This window comes from Yersinia sp. 2553 StPb PI, from assembly GCF_052217105.1.
GTDB classification, from domain to species: domain Bacteria; phylum Pseudomonadota; class Gammaproteobacteria; order Enterobacterales; family Enterobacteriaceae; genus Yersinia; species Yersinia enterocolitica_E.
The window spans coordinates 913,652-932,182 of sequence record NZ_JAZGPX010000002.1; the positions used below are offsets into that span (position 1 = coordinate 913,652).

Genomic DNA, 18,531 nt, shown 5'->3' on the forward strand with positions numbered 1-18,531 from the left:
GGTGAAAATGTATGGTAGGTGAGTTGGGGCTGTTGTCACTGTTGGTGGCTGCGTCATTGGCGCTGCTGCTCACTGGTGTGCCTATTATTGCTCTCCATGGGCGGCGATTGGCTTTGTTGTATTGGTTACCGTCGTTCAGTTACGCCGTGACCTTATTCATTACATTGGCACTGTTGTTACTGGGTTGGTGCTTTGTTAGCGATGATTTTTCTCTGCTTTATGTAGCACAACACGGTAATAGTCAGCTCCCTCTATTTTATAAGGTTGCGGCAATCTGGGGCGGGCATGAAGGCTCCTTGTTGTTTATGCTGTTTGCTCTGAGCCTGTGGAGTTCCGCGTTGACGCTTTTTCGCCGTCATTTTCCGCTGCGTTTTTTTGCTCGCGCGTTGGCAGTGATGGGGGGGCTACTGCTTATCCTGAGCGTTTTTATCCTCTTTTTCTCCAATCCTTTTGAGCGATTGTTCCCTACGTTGGCGCAGGGGCGTGATTTAAATCCAATGTTGCAGGATCTGGCGCTGATATTTCATCCACCCTTGTTGTATCTGGGGTATAGCGGTTTTGCCGTTAGTTTTGCTTTTGCCGTTTCGGCGTTGCTTGCAGGCCGCAATGGCAACAATAGTGTGCACTACTGCCGTCCCTGGGTATTGGCTGCCTGGAGTTTTCTCACGTTTGGCATTTTGTTGGGGGCATGGTGGGCATACAGCGAATTGGGGTGGGGCGGCTGGTGGTTCTGGGACCCGGTTGAAAATGCGTCATTACTGCCATGGCTCACCGCAACTGCACTGTTACATGTTCTGGCTGTTATTGAGAAACGGGGCTTATATCATCATTGGGGCATTTTGCTGTCGCTGGTGACATTTCAACTCTGCTTGTTAGGCACTTTTATCGTGCGCTCTGGGGTGTTGACCTCAGTTCACGCTTTTGCTGTTGATACGGCGCGCGGTGAGGCTTTACTGGCGCTGTTTGGCATGGTGACGTTGAGTTCATTGACGCTATTTGCCCTGCGGGTGCGGGGCAACAATCGCTCTGCTGCTTTCAACCTCTTCTCACTGGAGTCATTACTGCTGGCGGCAATGGTGCTGCTAAGCATTGCTGCGGTAACCGTATTGATTGGCACATTGTATCCATTAATTGTCAGTGTGCTGGGGTTAGGATCACTGTCTGTTGGTGCGCCCTATTTTAATCAAACCCTGACACCTTTTGTGCTGCTGTTGCTATTGCTGATGGGCATAACGCCGTTTGCCGATTGGCGGCAAAGCCGCAAAATCAATGGCTGGCGTCTTGTCGTACCTGCTGTATTAGCTATCTCCGGTGGGGTGCTCAGTTTAGGTCTATTCGAATCACCGTGGCAGGTGGGGATGCTGATAGGTGTCACTCTGGCCCTCTGGACGTTGTTCGCGCCATTATTTGCGCCAAAGATACGTGGCTATTTATGGTTGATACACGGTGGCGTTGCGGTCAGCCTGCTGGGAATGCTGTTTGCTTCATATTACACCGTCGAGCAGGGGCGACGTATGGCACCAGGCAGTCAGGTCACGCTGGCGGGTTATCAGTTTACCTATCGTCAAACTGAATTAGTGATCGGCCCAAACTATACCAGTGAGCAGGCGCATATTGTGGTCAGCCAGAATGGGCAAGCGTTAACCACATTGTTACCGGAGCGGCGGCACTATACAGCGCGAGGAATGTTGATGATAGAGCCGGCGATAGCCAGTAGCCCCCTGGCCGACTTTTATGTGGTTCTGGGGGATAGTTTGGGCGCGGGGGAGTATAGCGTACGTTTGTCGCATAAACCGATGGTCAGCTGGATTTGGGGGGGCGCACTGATGATGGTAGTTGGTGGTTTATTGGCGCTATGGCGCAGAATCCACCCTGTTAGCGACCTCGCGGGGGATAAATGAAACAACGTTGGCCTTGGTTGATTGTCCCTCTGGTTGCCTTACTGCTGGGCTGCTTGCTTTATAGCGGCTTAACGCGGGATCCGCATCGTATCGAGTTGGCCGAGCAAGACCTGCCGTTTCCCGCTTTTTCTTTATCCGAATTGCAACAGCCCGGGCAGAACATAACGCGAGAGCAACTGTTGGGTAAGGTGACGGTGATTAATGTATGGGCCAGTTGGTGTGCCAGTTGTAAGCAAGAGCTCGCCCTACTGGGGCAGATAGCCGGGACGCTGCATGGTGTGCAGTTCTATGGTCTGAATTACCGCGATGACCGTCAGGCGGCGTTAAATACTCTGCGGCGCTACAGCAATCCTTATCAGAAGAACCTTTATGACCCGCATGGCACATTAGCACTGGCGATGGGGGTATATGGTACACCTGAGACCTGGCTAATTGATGCAAATGGCATTATTCGCCAGCGCTATGCTGGTGAAATGACGACAGAGATATGGCAACAACAGTTTATGCCGCTACTGGCGCAATGGGCGAGGGTGGGAACCCCATGAAAGTTTTATTCCTGATGTTATCACTGGTTTTTTCATCTGGTGTTGCGGCTGATCTGGTGGATACCTATCATTTTAGTTCGCCGCAACATCAGCAACAAGCATTGGCATTGGCGCAGGAGTTGCGTTGTCCCCAATGCCAAAATCAGAACTTGCTGGAGTCGACCTCGCCGATAGCGCAAGACTTGCGATTAGAGGTCTATCAGTTGGTAGAAGCAGGACACAGCTCTCAGGAGATAATGGCCGTAATGACCCAGCGCTATGGGGACTTTGTTCTGTATCGTCCTCCGTTGCGCAGTGCCACACTGGTGCTATGGTTTGGGCCTGGGGGGTTGCTGGTCTGCGTGTTAGGTGGGTTGATTTTTAGGATACGCCGGCAATCTGTCTCAGGTGTGAGAGGGCCGCGATAATGGTGCTATCGATAGGGCTGGCGATACTGGTGCTGTTGGTGGTAGTGAGTTTGTGGTGGCCGTGGCTGGTGCAATATGGTCGGTTGAGCTGGCGCTGGCCACTGGGCTTCAGCCTGGTGGTGCTGATTCTAATTATGTTGGGATACCGGCAACTGGGCCATTATACCGCCGTGCAGCAAGAGGCTTTGCGGCTACAGGAAGCCCAGCGGTTGAATAATATGCTCGATAAGCAGAGCAGTGATCCCACGCTATCTCGGTTACAACAACGTATTCGTTTGGCTCCCGATAAGGGGGATGGATGGTACAGTTTAGCTCAACATTATTTATATCGTAACGAATTTGAGGATGCATTGATCGCCTTGCAGCAGGCTGAACGTTTGCAGGGGGCCAGTGCCCACTTTGATGCTGCACGAGCGACGGTGTTCTATTACCGGTCAGGGCAAAAAATGACGGGTGATGTGACGTACTGGTTACAGCAGGCTTTGACTAAAGATCCCATGCAATATACTGCGCTAATGCTGCAAGCCGCTGATAACTTTACCCATGATAGATACGCGCAGGCCATCGCTATTTGGCAGCAGTTATTGGAAAGTGGTAACCCACAGGTTGATCGTGCGGTGATTATCCGTGCTATTACATTAGCTCGGGTGATGCAGCAGGCTGAATGATAGACAAAAAAAACCCTTACCAATCTCATTTGGTAAGGGATGCCAATTCGGCCAACACCAGGGAAAACATTATAACCGTTTATTAATCATACAATTAATTCGGGTTAGTGATATGACTTAAGTCAAGTTTATCAAAATTATATAAATAAGGTTAATGTTTATATGTATTAGGAATCATTTATTAATCGCAAGGAGCATGGATTTACTGCACACATTGATTATTTGTATGATTTTTAAACGATGAGAAGGGGGCGGGGCGATATTATGGCCATCTGAATGTAAATGCATCCAGATGGCTAGGCAGAGCAGGTCTTGTGGGACTAAAAGTCCCCTGGTGTTGGCGAAAATATATTCTTTTTTGACTAACTTTCTTAGCGTCTGTGCGCTAATATATTAGTTCTATAATATCTAAAACTAATTATTTAAAGCAAAAACAGTCTAATAAACATAGGGCTATAATAATAGCTAGCCTTAAGTCTAGTTTGGGAAACTATCCTTTAGTCTAGGTTGTTTGTTCATATAATGTTAGCCGGGCGTTTGTGAGGAAACTCTGTAAGTCTATTTTATACACTGATTTCTATTGAAAACAATGTCATAAAATTGTATCGTTGCTCAACATATATAGTAAACTTGGTCTGTTATGATAATTGATTATTTTGACAATGAAAGTATTAATGAAGATATAAAGAACTATATTCAAAGAAGAATAAAAGCTTATGGTGATCTGCGTTATTCCTATTTGGTAATGAATAAGAAAACACCCTTACACCCGACTATTATTTCAAACTATCCAATGGATTGGATACAAACATATAAAAAAAATAACTACCACCTTATCGATCCTGTTATTTTGACGGCAAAAGACAAAGTTGCTCCGTTTGCTTGGGACGATAATTCGGTGATTAATATAAAGTCAACCGACTCAGCCGTATTTAACCTTGCCAGAGAATATAATATCATTAATGGTTATACATTTGTTCTTCATGATAATAATCATAATATGGCAACGCTGAATATTTCTAATGGAAGTGATGATAGCATTTCTTTTGATGAGAGCATTGAGACCAATAAAGAGAAAATTCAAATGCTGCTTATTCTGACTCATGATAAAATGTTGGGTCTTTACCACAAAAATAACAGTAAAAACAATAAGTTGAATGGTGCTGGTGACGAAAGGGAAATCTTTTCGCCTAGAGAGAACGAAATTTTATATTGGGCTAGTGTCGGCAAAACATACTCGGAAATCTCCATAATATTGGGAATAAAAAGAAGTACAGTTAAGTTTCATATTGGTAATGTTGTCAGAAAACTTGGTGTTTTAAATGCCAAGCATGCGATAAGACTTGGCATAGAGTTAAAGTTAATTAAACCTATTTAACTATATCTGGCACCGCTAATGGCCAGGTTTCAAGTATATGAGGTTCAACGTGATGCGTTCTGCGTATCTTCTTTATTAATTGTTGTTGGCTATCAATGTCGACACCCAGATGTAAAAGATAAATAACCTCATTTTTCTCTGACTCACCTTGGTTTAAAACTGTAATATTCCAGCCGGAACGCTTCAGTAATACATACATCCCTCGGCTGACAACAGTCAGTATACCTTTATAATTACGGCTTCTGGCATAATTAACCATTGCTAAAAAAAGTAATACGCTGAGTGCACTATTATTGCCTACCATATCTCTTGCTAGTTTTTTTTCAACAAAGAAACGGCTGGATTCTATAAAACCATCGACCGGAAGGTCAATGTCGGAAAAATAAGGTGCGAATGGCCCTGCCACCATTGTCGGATATTTCATTTCAATAAATCTGACACTGCAAACAATAGTGTCCTCTATTATTCCTAATATATAGTTTGTATTCTCATCATCATATTGGTCGCTTTCTCTGCCATCAGTACAGGTTACTTTCCAATCTAAGCGATCTTTAAATGTTATTTTTCTAAGTGTGAAGATCTCGTCTAACTTTCTTTCAGGCATACTGTTAAAGTTTACGTTAAATAGTTTTAACATGATGAAAACCAAAGTTATTTAATTAAACCAGCATCGTACACGATCTCTGTCCGTTAGTGCAAACATTGAACGAGGTTAGACAACGCCATGAATAACTAATGAATGTCAGCATCGTCGTTCAATTATTCTACAAATAGCAAAAAGACAGACAATCTATTTTTGATGGCCACGTGCTATAGGTGCGGTACTCGGAGAGTTGATGGATCTTTTTAAGAGAAAAGTGACATCAGACGGGACTTTTCAACAGGAAATAGTTATAACGAAACATCATTTCATTTTTTGATTGAAAAGGATGTTCACGTGGACCGCAGTCCTGCGCTTTTTACCAATAAAAAATTTGTTTTCCTCGTGGCAACCTTCTGTTGCCTTCTTTGGGGCAGTGCCTACCCTGCGATTAAAAATGGTTATGCACTGTTTCATATCGCCCCAGATGACATTCCGAGCAAGATGGTGTTTGCGGGTTATCGCTTTTTATTGGCCGGGTTAGTGCTACTCATTTTTGCTGTTGCCAGTGGTAAAGCTATTGGCCGACTTAACAAGGGCCAATATAGGCAGATTGCCATTTTAGGTCTAACACAGACCACGTTACAGTATGTCTTTTTCTATATTGGGCTGGCATATACTACCGGGGTGAAAGGTTCCATCATGAATGCAACGGGGACATTCTTCAGTGTCTTGTTGGCGCATTATATTTATAAAAATGATCGATTATCATTTAATAAAATCATTGGCTGCGCACTGGGTTTTGCTGGCGTGATGGTGGTGAATTTTGGCGCCGATTTGATGGATTTTAATTTTTCACTGTTAGGTGAGGGAAGTGTGGTACTGGCTGCTTTCATCCTTTCTGCCGCCAGTATTTACGGCAAACGTATTTCACAAACCATGGATACCACGGTGATGACAGGCTACCAACTTGCCATCGGAGGGTTGGTGTTGACGCTTGGCGGTTATCTCTTTGGTGGCCATTTGAGTGACATTGGCTGGCGGGCTTTATTGTTATTGGCCTACCTGGTGCTGTTGTCATCGGCCGCTTTTGCACTCTGGAGCGGCGTTGTTGAATAAATCGAACTTTTGGCCGTAGTTAGGATCAGATCACCACACTCCTGATCCTGCAGCGATATCACGTGGCAAAACAAAAGTTCAAAATCACCAACTGGGCCACCTACAACAAGGCGCTTGTCAATCGGGGCTCACTGACATTCTGGCTTGATGAGTCGGCCATTCAGGCCTGGTATGACGAGCCCAACACGTCTTTACGCGGTCGTCCGCAACGTTATTCTGAGCTGGCCATTTCAACCGTTCTGATGCTCAAACGCGTTTTTCGCCTCACACTTCGCGCTGCGCAGGGATTCATTGACTCCATCTTTACCCTAATGAAGCTCCCGCTCCGTTGCCCGGATTATTCCTGCGTCAGCAGGCGGGCTAAATCCGTCAGCATCCCTTTCAAAAACCCAACACGCGGTGAAATTGCCCATCTGGTTATCGATTCCACCGGCTTAAAAGTCTTCGGTGAGGGTGAGTGGAAGGTGAAAAAACACGGCCAGGAAAAGCGCCGCGTCTGGCGGAAACTGCACCTGGCGGTGGATGCTGATACGCATGAGATTATCTGCGCTGACCTGTCCCTAAACAACGTGACTGATGCAGAGGCATTCCCGGGGCTTATCCGTCAGACGCACAGGAAAATCAGGGCTGCCTGTGCCGACGGGGCTTATGACACAAAGCGGTGCCACGACGAGTTGCGGCGCAAGAAAATTAAGGCGCTTATCCCGCCGCGAACGCGCGCCGGCTACTGGCCGGTGGAGTATGCCGACAGAAATCAGGCGGTGGCGAGGCAACGGCTTACTGGGAGCAATGCGTACTGGAAATGGCACACGGCTTATAACCGGCGTTCAGTGGCCGAAACGGCGATGTACCGCGTAAAACAGCTGTTTGGTGGGCATCTTACGTTGAGGGATTACGATGCGCAGGTTGGAGAAACTATGGCCATGATCCGTGCCTTAAACAAAATGACGCGTGCAGGGATGCCAGAAAGTGTGCGGATTGCCTGAGGAAGTCAGTGACGAGAGGCGCTTTTATCTAAATCCGAATTATTCAACAAAGCCCTCTGGAGCTTGCTACTCAAATATAATCGGGTAGGGATGGTTGCACCGTTCAATTTTCTCATCCCGGTTTCAGGTGCGGTTCTGTCCGCCATTTTCCTCAATGAAAGCATTTTAGAATGGAAGAATGCCCTTGCGCTGGTATTGGTTTGTGCGGGGATCATTTTGGTTAATCGAATAAAACAGAATAAGACAGAATAACGAATAACGAATAAAGAATAAATAGTGCAAAGTTATCAATGTGGGGGATGTACTAGCCTTAATTGAATTTGAGATATTAGGGCTAATACCAGCAGTTAAATGTATTTTAACAATTTTAGCGTGCAACGATTTTTTCGATGTCGATAGAAAGCAAAGTGGCATTGGTTGGCTATAATAAACATGCACTTGATAAAGATATAAGTATCGTGTCCATTATTTCTTGAAGGTGACCTATGCTACATGTTGACATTCCAAGTCGTGAAGAATTTCTTAGTCTTTCTGATGTACGCTCCGATGCCTGCGTTTCCATCTATCTTGAAACATCACCGTTACATCAACAGTTAGCTGGCAGTAAAATCCAGCTGGGGAACTTAATAAAAGAGGCATTACAACAGCTTGATGCCGTAAACTTTGATAAACGGCGTCTGGCTTTATTGGAAGAAGAGTTATATTCCGTATTAGAGGATGAGTCATTCTGGGATCTGCATGCTTACAGCCTCGCAATACTTGCGACGCCTGATACTTTGCGAACCTACCGTTTGGCTAATAAACTGCAAGACCAAGTAGAGATCAGTGAGCGTTTCCACCTCAAACCGTTATTACGCGCACTGACATTTCCACACTCCGCTTATATTCTGGCATTATCAGAAAATGAAGTGCGTTTGATTGAGTTTTTTGCCGATGCACCACCCGCTATCGTTTCTGTTCCCAACCTACCTGACAATGTGTTAAATGCAGTAGGTAAAGCTTCATTAAATGCACGTAAGTATGATGGCGTACATGAAAAAGTAAGGCTCGCACAATATACCCGGCAAATAGATAATGCCCTGCGGCCATTATTTGCCCGTCATAACTATCCGCTTATTTTAGTCAGTACTGAACCTTTGACGTCAATTTATCGGGCGACAAATTCATTATCAAATCTGGTGGATGAAACGTTATCTACCAATGCAGAACATCTTAATATTTCGGAACTTGCCACATTAGCGCGCCCGGTATTGGATAATTTCTATCGGGCGCAAATAGAGGGGCTGAAGCCGTTATTTGAACAGCGCGCAGGAGAACGTCGAGTCACTCATGATTTGTCGGATGCGGCACGGGCGGCAACGTTCGGTGCTATTGATTTATTACTGGTTGATATTGAAAGCCAAGTCCCAGGAACTATCAATGATCAGGGTATTATTACTTTTGCGTCAGAAGATGATGCTCTGACATATGGGGTTATCGATGAGATTGCCAGACGTGCATTGGCAACCGGAGCTCGAGTTTTGGCGGTGCGGGAAAGCGATTTAGCCGGTAATCAGTTGAGCGCTATATTGCGTTATCCACTTTAAATTGTCTTAATTAATCAAAACAGGGTCGCATAGGCCCTGTTGCACTTAGCGCTTATTCAGCCAGATATTGGCGCAGTGTATTGAGTAAATGATCGAATACCACGCGGACTCGCTGGGTATTGCGTAGATCTTCATGCATCACCAGCCAAAACTCCAGTGGATACGAGAATTCTTGTGCTAACACCCGCACTAACCCAGATTGACGAGCTATGGGTTCATGGCAGGCACCAATGCCCAAACCGCTGCGTATTGCCGCCAACTGTGCCAAATGGCTATCAGTACGTAGGCGGTATTGGTGCGGTTTAAAATCGATTCCCTGTTCACGCAGAACCTGGACATCGTAGGTGTTACGATCCGGACCGATTAACGCGTGAAACGCTAATGCTCCGAGACTCTGCGGCATACCATGGCGCTCAATGTAATCTTCAGTAGCAAACAGCCCAACTTCGCAATAACCCGCCCGTTGCGCAATAACTGGCAACGCTTTGGGGCGTAAGGTTCTTACTGCAATATCGGCTTCCTGGCGGGTTAACCCCTCTATCTTGCTACCCAGACTTAATTCCAGCACCAGCTCAGGATAGTGTAAGCGCAGAGGTTCTAAGCGTTGCGGCAGGATTTCAACGCCAAGTAACTCACTGGTGGCAATGCGCACGGTATCTTTAGCTGACCCAATATCGGCGCAGGCGGCTCGTACAAAAGCGTCGGCAGCGGTGGCCATTTCCAAGGCATGGGGTAACAGTGCCCGCGCTGTTTCCGTTGGGATTAATCCAGTGGACGTGCGGTTAAACAATTTTTGCCCAAGACATTGTTCCAGCGACTCAATATGCCGGCGGGCTGTCGGTTGCGAAACATTCAGACTCCGTGCGGCGGCAGATAAACTGCCTTCACGCATAATGGCCAGAAATGTACGCTGGTTATCCCAATCAGCAGGAGGTAGGTTCATAAAATTGATACTGTCAGATGGTCATAAATAGACAATTTCATTGCGTTCCCCTGTACGGTATCCCTATCACTTATTCATCATAACATCAGGCTTTATCGGTAACGATTTTCACCCCGACCCGACTTACCCGATCCGATTCCATTTCGGCAATCGTCCAGGTCAAGCCATCCCACTCAATCTGATCGCCAATAACCGGCTCTCCACCAAATAAATAGAGGACGAATTGGCCCAATGTTTGCTGTTTATCGATTCCGGGTTCCAGATTAAGGCCATAAATCTGAGAGATATCGTGGAGCTTGGCATCGGCATCAAGAATAAAGTCACCAAAGAAGCGTTCATCCAGTTGGATATTGGGCGACTGACTAAACAGTTTTCCCAATGCTGGCAGGTCGTGTTCCTGACCGATAACACACAAGATGTCACCTTCTTTCAGACGGGTACTGCCGGTGGGGTGCAATAAGTCTTTACCACGAAACAGCGCCGCAATACGTGTCCCTTTAGGCATTTTCAAATCGCGCAGCGCAGCACCGATACACCACTTGTCACAACTCAACTGGTAAATGAACTGTTCCCATTGGTTATTCATATCAATATCTAACCCAATGCGCGAGACCGGTGCTAGTGCTGGAGGCACCACCAATTTAGTTTTACGTGCGGCAAATGACAGGCTGGTACCCTGTAGCAGCAGTGATACCAGCACGACAAAAAAGGCCACATTGAAAAATAAATTCGCGTTGGGAATGCCGGCCATCATCGGGAATACGGCTAGAATAACCGGCACTGCACCGCGTAAACCCACCCAGGAAATAAAGATCCGTTCACGCAGATTAAAGCTTGGGAACGGCAGTAAACCAATGAACACCGACAGTGGTCGGGCGAACAAAATCATCCACAATGAGAGGAGCAGCGCTGGGATCGCTATCGGCAATAGGTCACTTGGATTAAGCAACAGCCCCAACACCAGGAACATCCCGATCTGACTCAGCCATGCCAGCCCATCGAAAGTTTGTAATATACCGGAGCGGTTACGGATAGGGCGGTTACCCAGTAATAGCCCGCAGAGATATACTGCCAGAATACCACTGCCGTTCATGGCCGTTGCCAATGAGAAAACCAGAATCCCACCACTAACTGCCAGCAGGGGATATAATCCATTCGCTAGCTCTATTCGGTTTATAAAGAGCAGCAGTAAACCACCACCGCCTAACCCGATGATAATTCCCAGACCAAACTGTTGGATTAAGTGCACCAGGAACATCCAACTGAGGCTGGTTTCACCTGCGGAGATCATGGCAATCAAGGTAACGGTTAAAAACACCGCCATGGGGTCATTGCTGCCTGATTCTATCTCTAAAGTGGCACTGACGCGCTCGTTGAGGCCTTTACCCCCAAGCAGTGAGAATACCGCAGCGGCATCGGTCGAGCCAATAATCGCACCAATGAGCAGCCCTTGAATAATATCTAAATCGAACAGCCAGGCCGCAGCCAGGCCCGTCAGACCGGCAGTAATCACCACACCGACGGTTGCTAAAGAGAGCGCAGGCCATAGGGCAACACGGAATGATGAGGCTCGAGTGCGCATCCCGCCATCTAGCAGGATAACCGCCAACGCAAGGTTACTGACCAGATACGCCACTGGGTAGTTATCGAAAGCAATCCCGCCAATACCGTCGCCGCCTGCCAGCATACCGATGGCCAGAAAGATAACCAGAATCGGAATACCCAGCCGGGAAGAGAGTGAACTCAGTAAAATACTGGCTCCCACCAGCACTGCGCCGATCAAAAAGAGGCTATTAATTGCGATGGCGTCCAAGGTGGGAGTTCTCCTGATTTAAGGCGAAAATAAATGAATAACAGGCCAAAGTTATAAAAAATTATTATACACAGATTTACCTCATCTAATGCGAAGAGATGACCTAATTCAATGTGTTAAATCAGCATTTCTTTAGTTCATAGCGTTGTGGTACTTACTCACTTGAACCACTGATTTTGTCAGTTCTTTGGAATGGAATCATTTGCAGCTTTGCTGAAATGTAAAAGACGTTAAGTCTATATAATGATTAAAATTATGAGGATAAAAGAGGGGTCGCTCACCTTTAATTGCCCAGCGGGGAATCAAGGGTGAGCGTTGGATAGTAGAACTAGTCGCGTTTGAGTGTTACCAGCGCTCTTCTCAGTGCTTCTGCTGTCGGTGCTTTTTCCTGTTCAGGAAGATTATCGACAGAAAGCTGTGACAGTTCGTTAACTAATACGCTGCGATCTTTTCCGGTGATTGCGCTGTCCAGCGCTCCGCTAAGGCGGCTAACCAAGGCAAACAGGGTAGCGAACTCGGTGACTGCAACAGCATCAGACTTGGGATTATTCTCAGTAGATTCTTGCTTTTTCATCACAATTCCTCTTTTTGTTGTCACTGCAAGTGAAACAAATCCTGATAAGGAATCAACAGGATAGTTGCTCTGAAAGCAGAGCAAGCAGTGAGGCATTAGCCATCCCGCCATCTACATGATGGTTTCACAGTGTAGCCGTTTTATCGCTTAAGCGGTATGCCGATATTCATATCACTTAGCAATAACATTATTCGTTTGAATAATAATTTGATTACACCGTTTGCTGCTGCGGCTTGCCAGAAAATAAGAATTTCAGCAATGGAATACGGCGATGAATCTCATATAACATGAATGAAATCAGGCAAACAAAGGCCATGCCCACTACAAAGCCAAGGCCATTATTGTCAATTAGCGGTGTAATAAAGGCACCATAAATCAAGGTTAGCGGATGATGCACCAGGTAGATGAAAAGTGAGGCATTAACCAGATAGGTGATACGTGGTGAGGGGTAGTTTAATAACCGGTACCCAATAGAGTAGACCACATTGGTCATGGTCACGCCCATCAATGCCTTGATGATAAGATCCAGCTCAAAGGCAAAAAACTCAGCAGTATTAATATGTTGGTTTATCGAATAGGCGATGAATAACAACACTGAGGCCAAAAATGCACCAGGTGAAAAGGTAAGAAATACCCGTTTGAGTGGCGGATAGATAAAGCTGTAAGCACCCAATAGAAAGAACGGTAGATAAAACAAAGTCTCCATAACAAAGAAATTGAAGACACTATTAAAGAGTATTTCCGGGTTAAGAAGAAATATTATTCTACGAATGACCGCGTAGATTAATACAAAGCCAAACAATGATAGTGAGATTTTTCCTATATTATTCATTTCCTTTATCAACACTGGAAATGACTGTTGGTTATTCTTGATTTTTTTGAACAGATAAAAACAGATTGTCGTCAGCAATGCGAGGGTTAACAAAAACCATAAGTGTGAAACCATTTCCCAAATAGCAATATTTATTTTTTGATAAATTGTAAATGAATTCCAATCTTGTAATTTGGTGGTGTAATTTTTAAGGAGGTAAAATTGTGGCAATGTTATTAATGGGATGGCGGTGAGTAACGGAATAACCACCCGCTCCAGGCGGACCTTAAGCCAGCGCTGGCGCTCATAGCGTTGATATAACATGAACGAAAAATAGCCGGAAATAACAAAGAATACCTGCATGCGAAAGGCGTGAATGAAATCGTTAAGTAAGGTAAATAGATGTGAAGGATGCGTACTATTCACTGCCCAATGATGGTTGGAGTATATAAGAGAAAGATGAAAAGGAATGCCGAGTAACATCAAATAGGCGCGGATAGCGTCTAGAAAGTACTCCCGTTGGTTAGTATTTTTTTTCATACTTATTCACTATTTGTTATCGGAATTAGAATAACGCGCCGGTTTTACCCACGGAGTTGTTTTTATAGTAAACGTTTATTGATAACAATATACGTTATTCAATGGATCAGTAAGGCGAGAAACACTACTATAAGGGCTAATAATTTTCCATAGCGTATTTTAGCTGGGCAAGATAGTCTTGTGGCTTAGCCACGGGTTTAAACAATCAACCGTCAGCATAACTCAGGCATTTACGCTAACCTGAATTTATCTGTACGGTATGTGGGATAAACCGTCAATAATTTGGCTGTGATGATTTAAGCACCCGAACAGGGGGAGATGTGCGAGTTAATATTTTTTCAAACGTTAATAGAATGTCTAAAGGGTCACGCGCGAACAGCGTCAGATGGCTGGGGGTAACTCTCTTGCTGTCATTATTCACTTCTCAGGCAATGGCTTTCTCGTTAGATGATGTGGCTAAACAGGCACAGACATTGGCGGGTAAAAGCTTCGAGGCACCAAAAAGTAACCTTCCATCGCAATTTCGCGAAATGAAATTTGCCGACTATCAGCAGATTCAGTTTAACCATGACAAATCGTATTGGACCAAACTGGATACGCCATTTAAGTTAGAGTTCTATCACCAAGGCATGTACTTCGACACACCAGTGCAGATCAACGAAGTTACTGCGACCAGTGTTAAACCCATCAATTATAGCCCTGACTATTTTAACTTTGGTTCGGTCAAGCATGATGCCGAGTCAGTGAAGAACTTAGGTTTTGCTGGTTTTAAAGTGCTTTATCCGATCAATAAAGCGGATAAGAAAGACGAAATCGTAAGTATGCTTGGTGCCAGCTATTTTCGTGTGATTGGTAAAGGTCAGGTTTATGGCCTTTCTGCACGCGGGCTGGCCATTGATACTGCATTGGCCTCTGGCGAGGAGTTCCCACGTTTTCGTGAGTTCTGGATTGAGCGGCCTAAACCAAATGACAAACATCTGGTTATCTATGCTCTGCTGGACTCACCTCGTGCCACCGGTGCTTACCGTTTCGTCATTTATCCGGGGCGCGACACCACTATTGATGTACAGGCCAAAGTCTTCCTGCGCGACAAGGTTGAGAAGCTGGGTATTGCACCATTAACCAGCATGTTCCTGTTTGGGCCAAGCCAGCCGTCAGCAGTGTTGAACTATCGTCCGGCATTACATGATTCCAATGGTCTTTCTATTCATGCGGGTAATGGTGAATGGATTTGGCGACCACTGAATAATCCAAAACACCTGTCGGTCAGCACCTATACGGTGGAAAATCCAAAAGGGTTTGGTTTGCTACAACGGGGTCGTGAATTCTCGCAGTATGAAGATTTAGACGACCGCTACGATTTGCGTCCGAGTGCCTGGGTTGAACCGCGTGGTGATTGGGGCAAAGGTAAAGTTGAGCTGGTGGAAATTCCAACGGCGGATGAAACCAACGACAATATCGTGGCCTTCTGGTCACCAGACGTGTTGCCGGATGCAAAAACATCACTTGATCTGAATTACCGCCTGCACTTCACGCGCGATGAAGAGAAATTGCATTCGCCGGACGTGGCCTATGTCAAACAGACCTTACGTTCAACCGGTGATGTGAAACAGTCGAATCTGATTCGTCAGCCTGATGGCAGTGTGGCATTCCTGGTTGATTTTGTCGGTCCAGTGTTGAAATCACTTGATGAAAATACACCGCTAGCTTCACAGGTCAGTATCGACGACAACGGTGAATTGATCGAGAACAGTGTGCGCTACAACCCGGTTACTAAGGGCTGGCGTTTAACATTGCGGCTGAAAGTTAAGGACGCAAAAAAACCGATAGAAATGCGTGCTGCGCTGGTTAACGGTGATAAAACCCTGACTGAAACCTGGAGCTATCAGCTACCTGCCGATGAATAAGTCAAATCAATCTCCTGTACAGGATTATATTGCGGACTTGCCCCTGACTGCTCAGCAGCAAGGGGCGCTGCGTGATGCTCTACCTGAAGATGTATTACTCGATAGCCCCCCTGAAGCGATGCAGCATTTGCATCAGCAACTGGCGGCCAGTGCGCCACCAACGGGAGTTTTTAGCCAGGAAGACAGTGCGTTAGCATCAGTCAATGCCCGTCTGCGTGCGGCGTGGCCGGAGGCCTTGGCGCAAGGGAAACAACTGGAGTCAGATTGCGAAGGGCGCACGATCATTAATGCGATGCCGCCCATCAAACGCACCAGTATGGCACCGCAGGCATGGCGGACCAATCCGGTGGGGCGTTTTTGGGATTCATTATTGGGTCGTAACCCGGTGTCACGGGCACAAACCCATGAGCAGGCCATCGCCGAGAAGAAATGGCGTAGCGTAGGTTCTCTGCGCCGCTATATTTTGCTGATACTCATTGTGTTGCAAACTACCATTGCGACCAGTTATATGAAGACCATTCTGCCCTACCAGGGGTGGGCGTTAATCGATCCTTTTGAGATCTGGCAACAAAACTGGCAGGTTTCGGTAATGCAATTGCTGCCTTACCTGCTACAAACCGGCATCCTGATTCTGTTTGCCGTGCTGTTTTGTTGGGTCTCTGCCGGATTCTGGACCGCGCTGATGGGCTTCCTGCAATTGCTGATTGGCAAAGATAAATACAGCATATCCTCTACTATCAAAGGAGATGAGGCGCTCAATCCAGCTCACCGGACCGCGCTGATTATGCCAATTTGTAATGAGGACGTGGAGCGGGTATTTGCGGGGCTACGTGCTACTTATGAGTCAGTCGCCGCCACGGGTCAGCTTGAGCACTTCGATATTTATGTGCTGAGTGACAGTTATGACCCCGATATCTGTGTGGCAGAGCAGAAAGCCTGGCTGGAGCTGTGTCGTGATGTCGATGGGCATGGGCGCATTTTCTACCGCCGCCGCCGCCGTCGGGTTAAACGCAAAAGCGGTAATATCGATGACTTCTGCCGCCGTTGGGGCAGTCAGTACAGCTATATGGTGATTCTGGATGCCGATAGCGTGATGAGCGGTGAGTGTTTGACCGGGCTGGTGCGGCTGATGGAAGCCAATCCAAATGCCGGGATTATCCAATCTGCGCCGAAAGCCTCAGGTATGGACACGCTGTATGCCCGTATCCAGCAATTTGCCACGCGAGTCTATGGTCCGCTGTTTACGGCTGGTTTACATTACTGGCAGTTAGGCGAATCCCATTACTGGGGCCACAATGCCATTATTCGGGTTAAGCCTTTTATCGAGCATTGTGCACTGGCACCATTGCCGGGTGAAGGTTCGTTCGCAGGTTCCATTTTGTCGCATGACTTTGTGGAAGCGGCATTAATGCGTCGTGCCGGCTGGGGAGTGTGGATTGCTTATGATTTGCCGGGTAGCTATGAAGAACTGCCACCTAATTTGCTTGATGAACTAAAACGAGACCGCCGTTGGTGCCACGGTAATCTGATGAATTTCAGGTTGTTCCTGGTTAAGGGCATGCATCCGGTTCACCGGGCTGTGTTCCTCACCGGTGTGATGTCATATCTGTCTGCGCCGTTGTGGTTTATGTTCCTGGTGCTGTGTACTGCTTTGCAAGCGGTGCATACCTTGATGGAACCGCAGTATTTCCTGCAACCGCGTCAACTGTTCCCAGTCTGGCCCCAGTGGCGGCCCGAGCTGGCAATTGGCTTGTTCTCCACCACTTTGGTATTACTGTTCTTGCCAAAATTACTCAGCATCATTTTGATCTGGGCAAAAGGGGCGAAAGAGTACGGTGGGGCGCTGCGTCTATTGCTGTCGATGCTGGCTGAAATGTTGTTCTCCGTGTTACTGGCCCCTGTGCGGATGCTGTTCCATACCGTGTTTGTGGTCAGCGCCTTCCTCGGTTGGTCAGTGCAATGGAACTCACCACAACGTGATGATGATGCCACGCCGTGGAGTGAAGCTATGGTTCGTCACGGCTCGCAATTGTTACTGGGTCTGGTTTGGGCCGGTGGCGTGGCCTGGCTGGATCTGCGCTTCTTGTGGTGGTTATCGCCGATTGTATTTTCGTTGATTCTGTCACCGCTAGTCTCTGTGGTTTCCAGCCGTCGGACATTGGGGATGGCCAGTAAACGGGCTAAATTATTTTTGATCCCGGAAGAGTATAATCCACCACGAGAATTGCTGGCGACGGAAGAGTACCTGAAGCTTAACCATCAGCGGGCGCTCAGTAATGGTTTCTTGCATGCGGTGATGAACCCATCGTATAACGCGCTGGCCAGTGCGATGGCGACAGCTCGCCACCATACCCGTGCGATTATCGAGCAGGTGCGTGGCGAGCGGCTGACACTCGCGCTGGAGGCTGGGCCGGATAAATTGGCTAAATTACAGCGTCTGGAATTACTCAGTGACCCGGTATTGATTTCGCGTTTGCACCAGCAAGTCTGGCAGCAGCCGGAGCAGTATCAGATTTGGAACGGGTATTATCGCCAACTCGCGCATAATATAAAGGCGTTTCCAGCAGCGAAGTAACGCTGATATGAAGTAACGGTAATATTGAGTAAAAACGGGCGTACATTATGTATAGCCCGTTTTTTTATTAGTGATAATTCGGTCTGAGCGGTGATAGCGTATTAGTGAATACGGACTAACGCTTTAACACTTTCTATGTTTTACATTAGCCAGATTGAGTCTTAACCGTTGTTTACATGGCGCTATGATAAGCTGTGT

General features: G+C 46.7%; 14 protein-coding genes and 2 pseudogenes. 11 read left to right on the plus strand and 5 right to left on the minus strand.

Going from position 1 to position 18,531, the window contains the following annotated elements; translation table 11 throughout:
- Positions 1 to 11 precede the first annotated feature (11 nt).
- The 5 genes from V2A84_RS05405 to V2A84_RS05425 all read left to right on the plus strand — a co-directional run bounded on the left by V2A84_RS05405 (position 12) and on the right by V2A84_RS05425 (position 4,899).
- Positions 12 to 1,901, plus strand: coding sequence for a heme lyase CcmF/NrfE family subunit (locus V2A84_RS05405; protein WP_442848645.1), 1,890 nt, complete (start codon positions 12 to 14; stop codon positions 1,899 to 1,901).
- A complete protein-coding gene (locus V2A84_RS05410; protein WP_083158487.1) occupies positions 1,898 to 2,446 on the plus strand; it encodes a DsbE family thiol:disulfide interchange protein in 549 nt (182 codons plus the stop codon). Before V2A84_RS05405 ends, V2A84_RS05410 begins: the two co-directional genes overlap by 4 nt.
- A complete protein-coding gene (gene nrfF / locus V2A84_RS05415; RefSeq protein WP_372569304.1) occupies positions 2,443 to 2,853 on the plus strand; it encodes a heme lyase NrfEFG subunit NrfF in 411 nt (136 codons plus the stop codon). Before V2A84_RS05410 ends, nrfF begins: the two co-directional genes overlap by 4 nt.
- Entirely contained in the window at positions 2,853 to 3,521 is a 669-nt protein-coding gene (locus V2A84_RS05420; RefSeq protein WP_372569303.1) for a TPR domain-containing protein, read from the plus strand. Before nrfF ends, V2A84_RS05420 begins: the two co-directional genes overlap by 1 nt.
- A 640-nt stretch (positions 3,522 to 4,161) precedes the next feature.
- Entirely contained in the window at positions 4,162 to 4,899 is a 738-nt protein-coding gene (locus tag V2A84_RS05425) for a helix-turn-helix transcriptional regulator (protein WP_083158490.1), read from the plus strand.
- Here the strand turns inward: V2A84_RS05425 and V2A84_RS05430 are convergent.
- A complete protein-coding gene (locus V2A84_RS05430) occupies positions 4,892 to 5,536 on the minus strand; it encodes an acyl-homoserine-lactone synthase (RefSeq protein WP_193784637.1) in 645 nt (214 codons plus the stop codon). The genes V2A84_RS05425 and V2A84_RS05430 overlap by 8 nt on opposite strands.
- Positions 5,537 to 5,836: 300 nt before the next feature.
- Here V2A84_RS05430 and V2A84_RS05435 point away from each other — a divergent pair.
- The 4 genes and pseudogenes from V2A84_RS05435 to V2A84_RS05450 all read left to right on the plus strand — a co-directional run.
- Positions 5,837 to 6,583 (plus strand): annotated as a pseudogene (locus tag V2A84_RS05435) (DMT family transporter); the annotation flags it as partial.
- A 77-nt stretch (positions 6,584 to 6,660) separates the two neighbouring features.
- Entirely contained in the window at positions 6,661 to 7,584 is a 924-nt protein-coding gene (locus tag V2A84_RS05440) for an IS5 family transposase (protein WP_226717630.1), read from the plus strand.
- 51 nt (positions 7,585 to 7,635) lie between these two features.
- A pseudogene (locus tag V2A84_RS05445) lies at positions 7,636 to 7,836 on the plus strand (EamA family transporter); the annotation flags it as partial.
- Positions 7,837 to 8,069: 233 nt separating this feature from the next.
- The gene (locus V2A84_RS05450; protein ID WP_442848646.1) at positions 8,070 to 9,170 is read left to right on the plus strand and encodes a baeRF11 domain-containing protein; all 1,101 of its coding nucleotides are present in this window, start codon (positions 8,070 to 8,072) and stop codon (positions 9,168 to 9,170) included.
- Positions 9,171 to 9,222: 52 nt separating this feature from the next.
- Here V2A84_RS05450 and V2A84_RS05455 read toward each other — a convergent pair whose 3' ends face one another.
- The 4 genes from V2A84_RS05455 to mdoC form a co-directional block, all read right to left on the minus strand.
- Positions 9,223 to 10,113 carry a LysR family transcriptional regulator gene (locus V2A84_RS05455; RefSeq protein ID WP_372569301.1) on the minus strand — a complete coding sequence of 297 codons (891 nt, stop codon included), beginning with the start codon at positions 10,111 to 10,113 and terminating at the stop codon, positions 9,223 to 9,225.
- Between the two features lie 85 nt (positions 10,114 to 10,198).
- A complete protein-coding gene (locus tag V2A84_RS05460; RefSeq protein ID WP_083158494.1) occupies positions 10,199 to 11,926 on the minus strand; it encodes a potassium/proton antiporter in 1,728 nt (575 codons plus the stop codon).
- Positions 11,927 to 12,254: 328 nt separating this feature from the next.
- Positions 12,255 to 12,500: a hypothetical protein gene (locus V2A84_RS05465; protein WP_193784638.1), complete on the minus strand. Its 246-nt coding sequence runs from the start codon at positions 12,498 to 12,500 to the stop codon at positions 12,255 to 12,257.
- Positions 12,501 to 12,711: 211 nt separating this feature from the next.
- The gene (mdoC, locus tag V2A84_RS05470; protein WP_442820791.1) at positions 12,712 to 13,851 is read right to left on the minus strand and encodes a glucans biosynthesis protein MdoC; all 1,140 of its coding nucleotides are present in this window, start codon (positions 13,849 to 13,851) and stop codon (positions 12,712 to 12,714) included.
- A gap of 353 nt (positions 13,852 to 14,204) precedes the next feature.
- Here mdoC and V2A84_RS05475 point away from each other — a divergent pair, with 353 nt between their 5' ends.
- Both V2A84_RS05475 and mdoH read left to right on the plus strand, forming a co-directional pair.
- A complete protein-coding gene (locus tag V2A84_RS05475; protein ID WP_083158497.1) occupies positions 14,205 to 15,758 on the plus strand; it encodes a glucan biosynthesis protein G in 1,554 nt (517 codons plus the stop codon).
- Entirely contained in the window at positions 15,751 to 18,333 is a 2,583-nt protein-coding gene (gene mdoH, locus V2A84_RS05480) for a glucans biosynthesis glucosyltransferase MdoH (protein WP_372569299.1), read from the plus strand. Before V2A84_RS05475 ends, mdoH begins: the two co-directional genes overlap by 8 nt.
- The last annotated feature ends 198 nt before the right edge of the window (positions 18,334 to 18,531 follow it).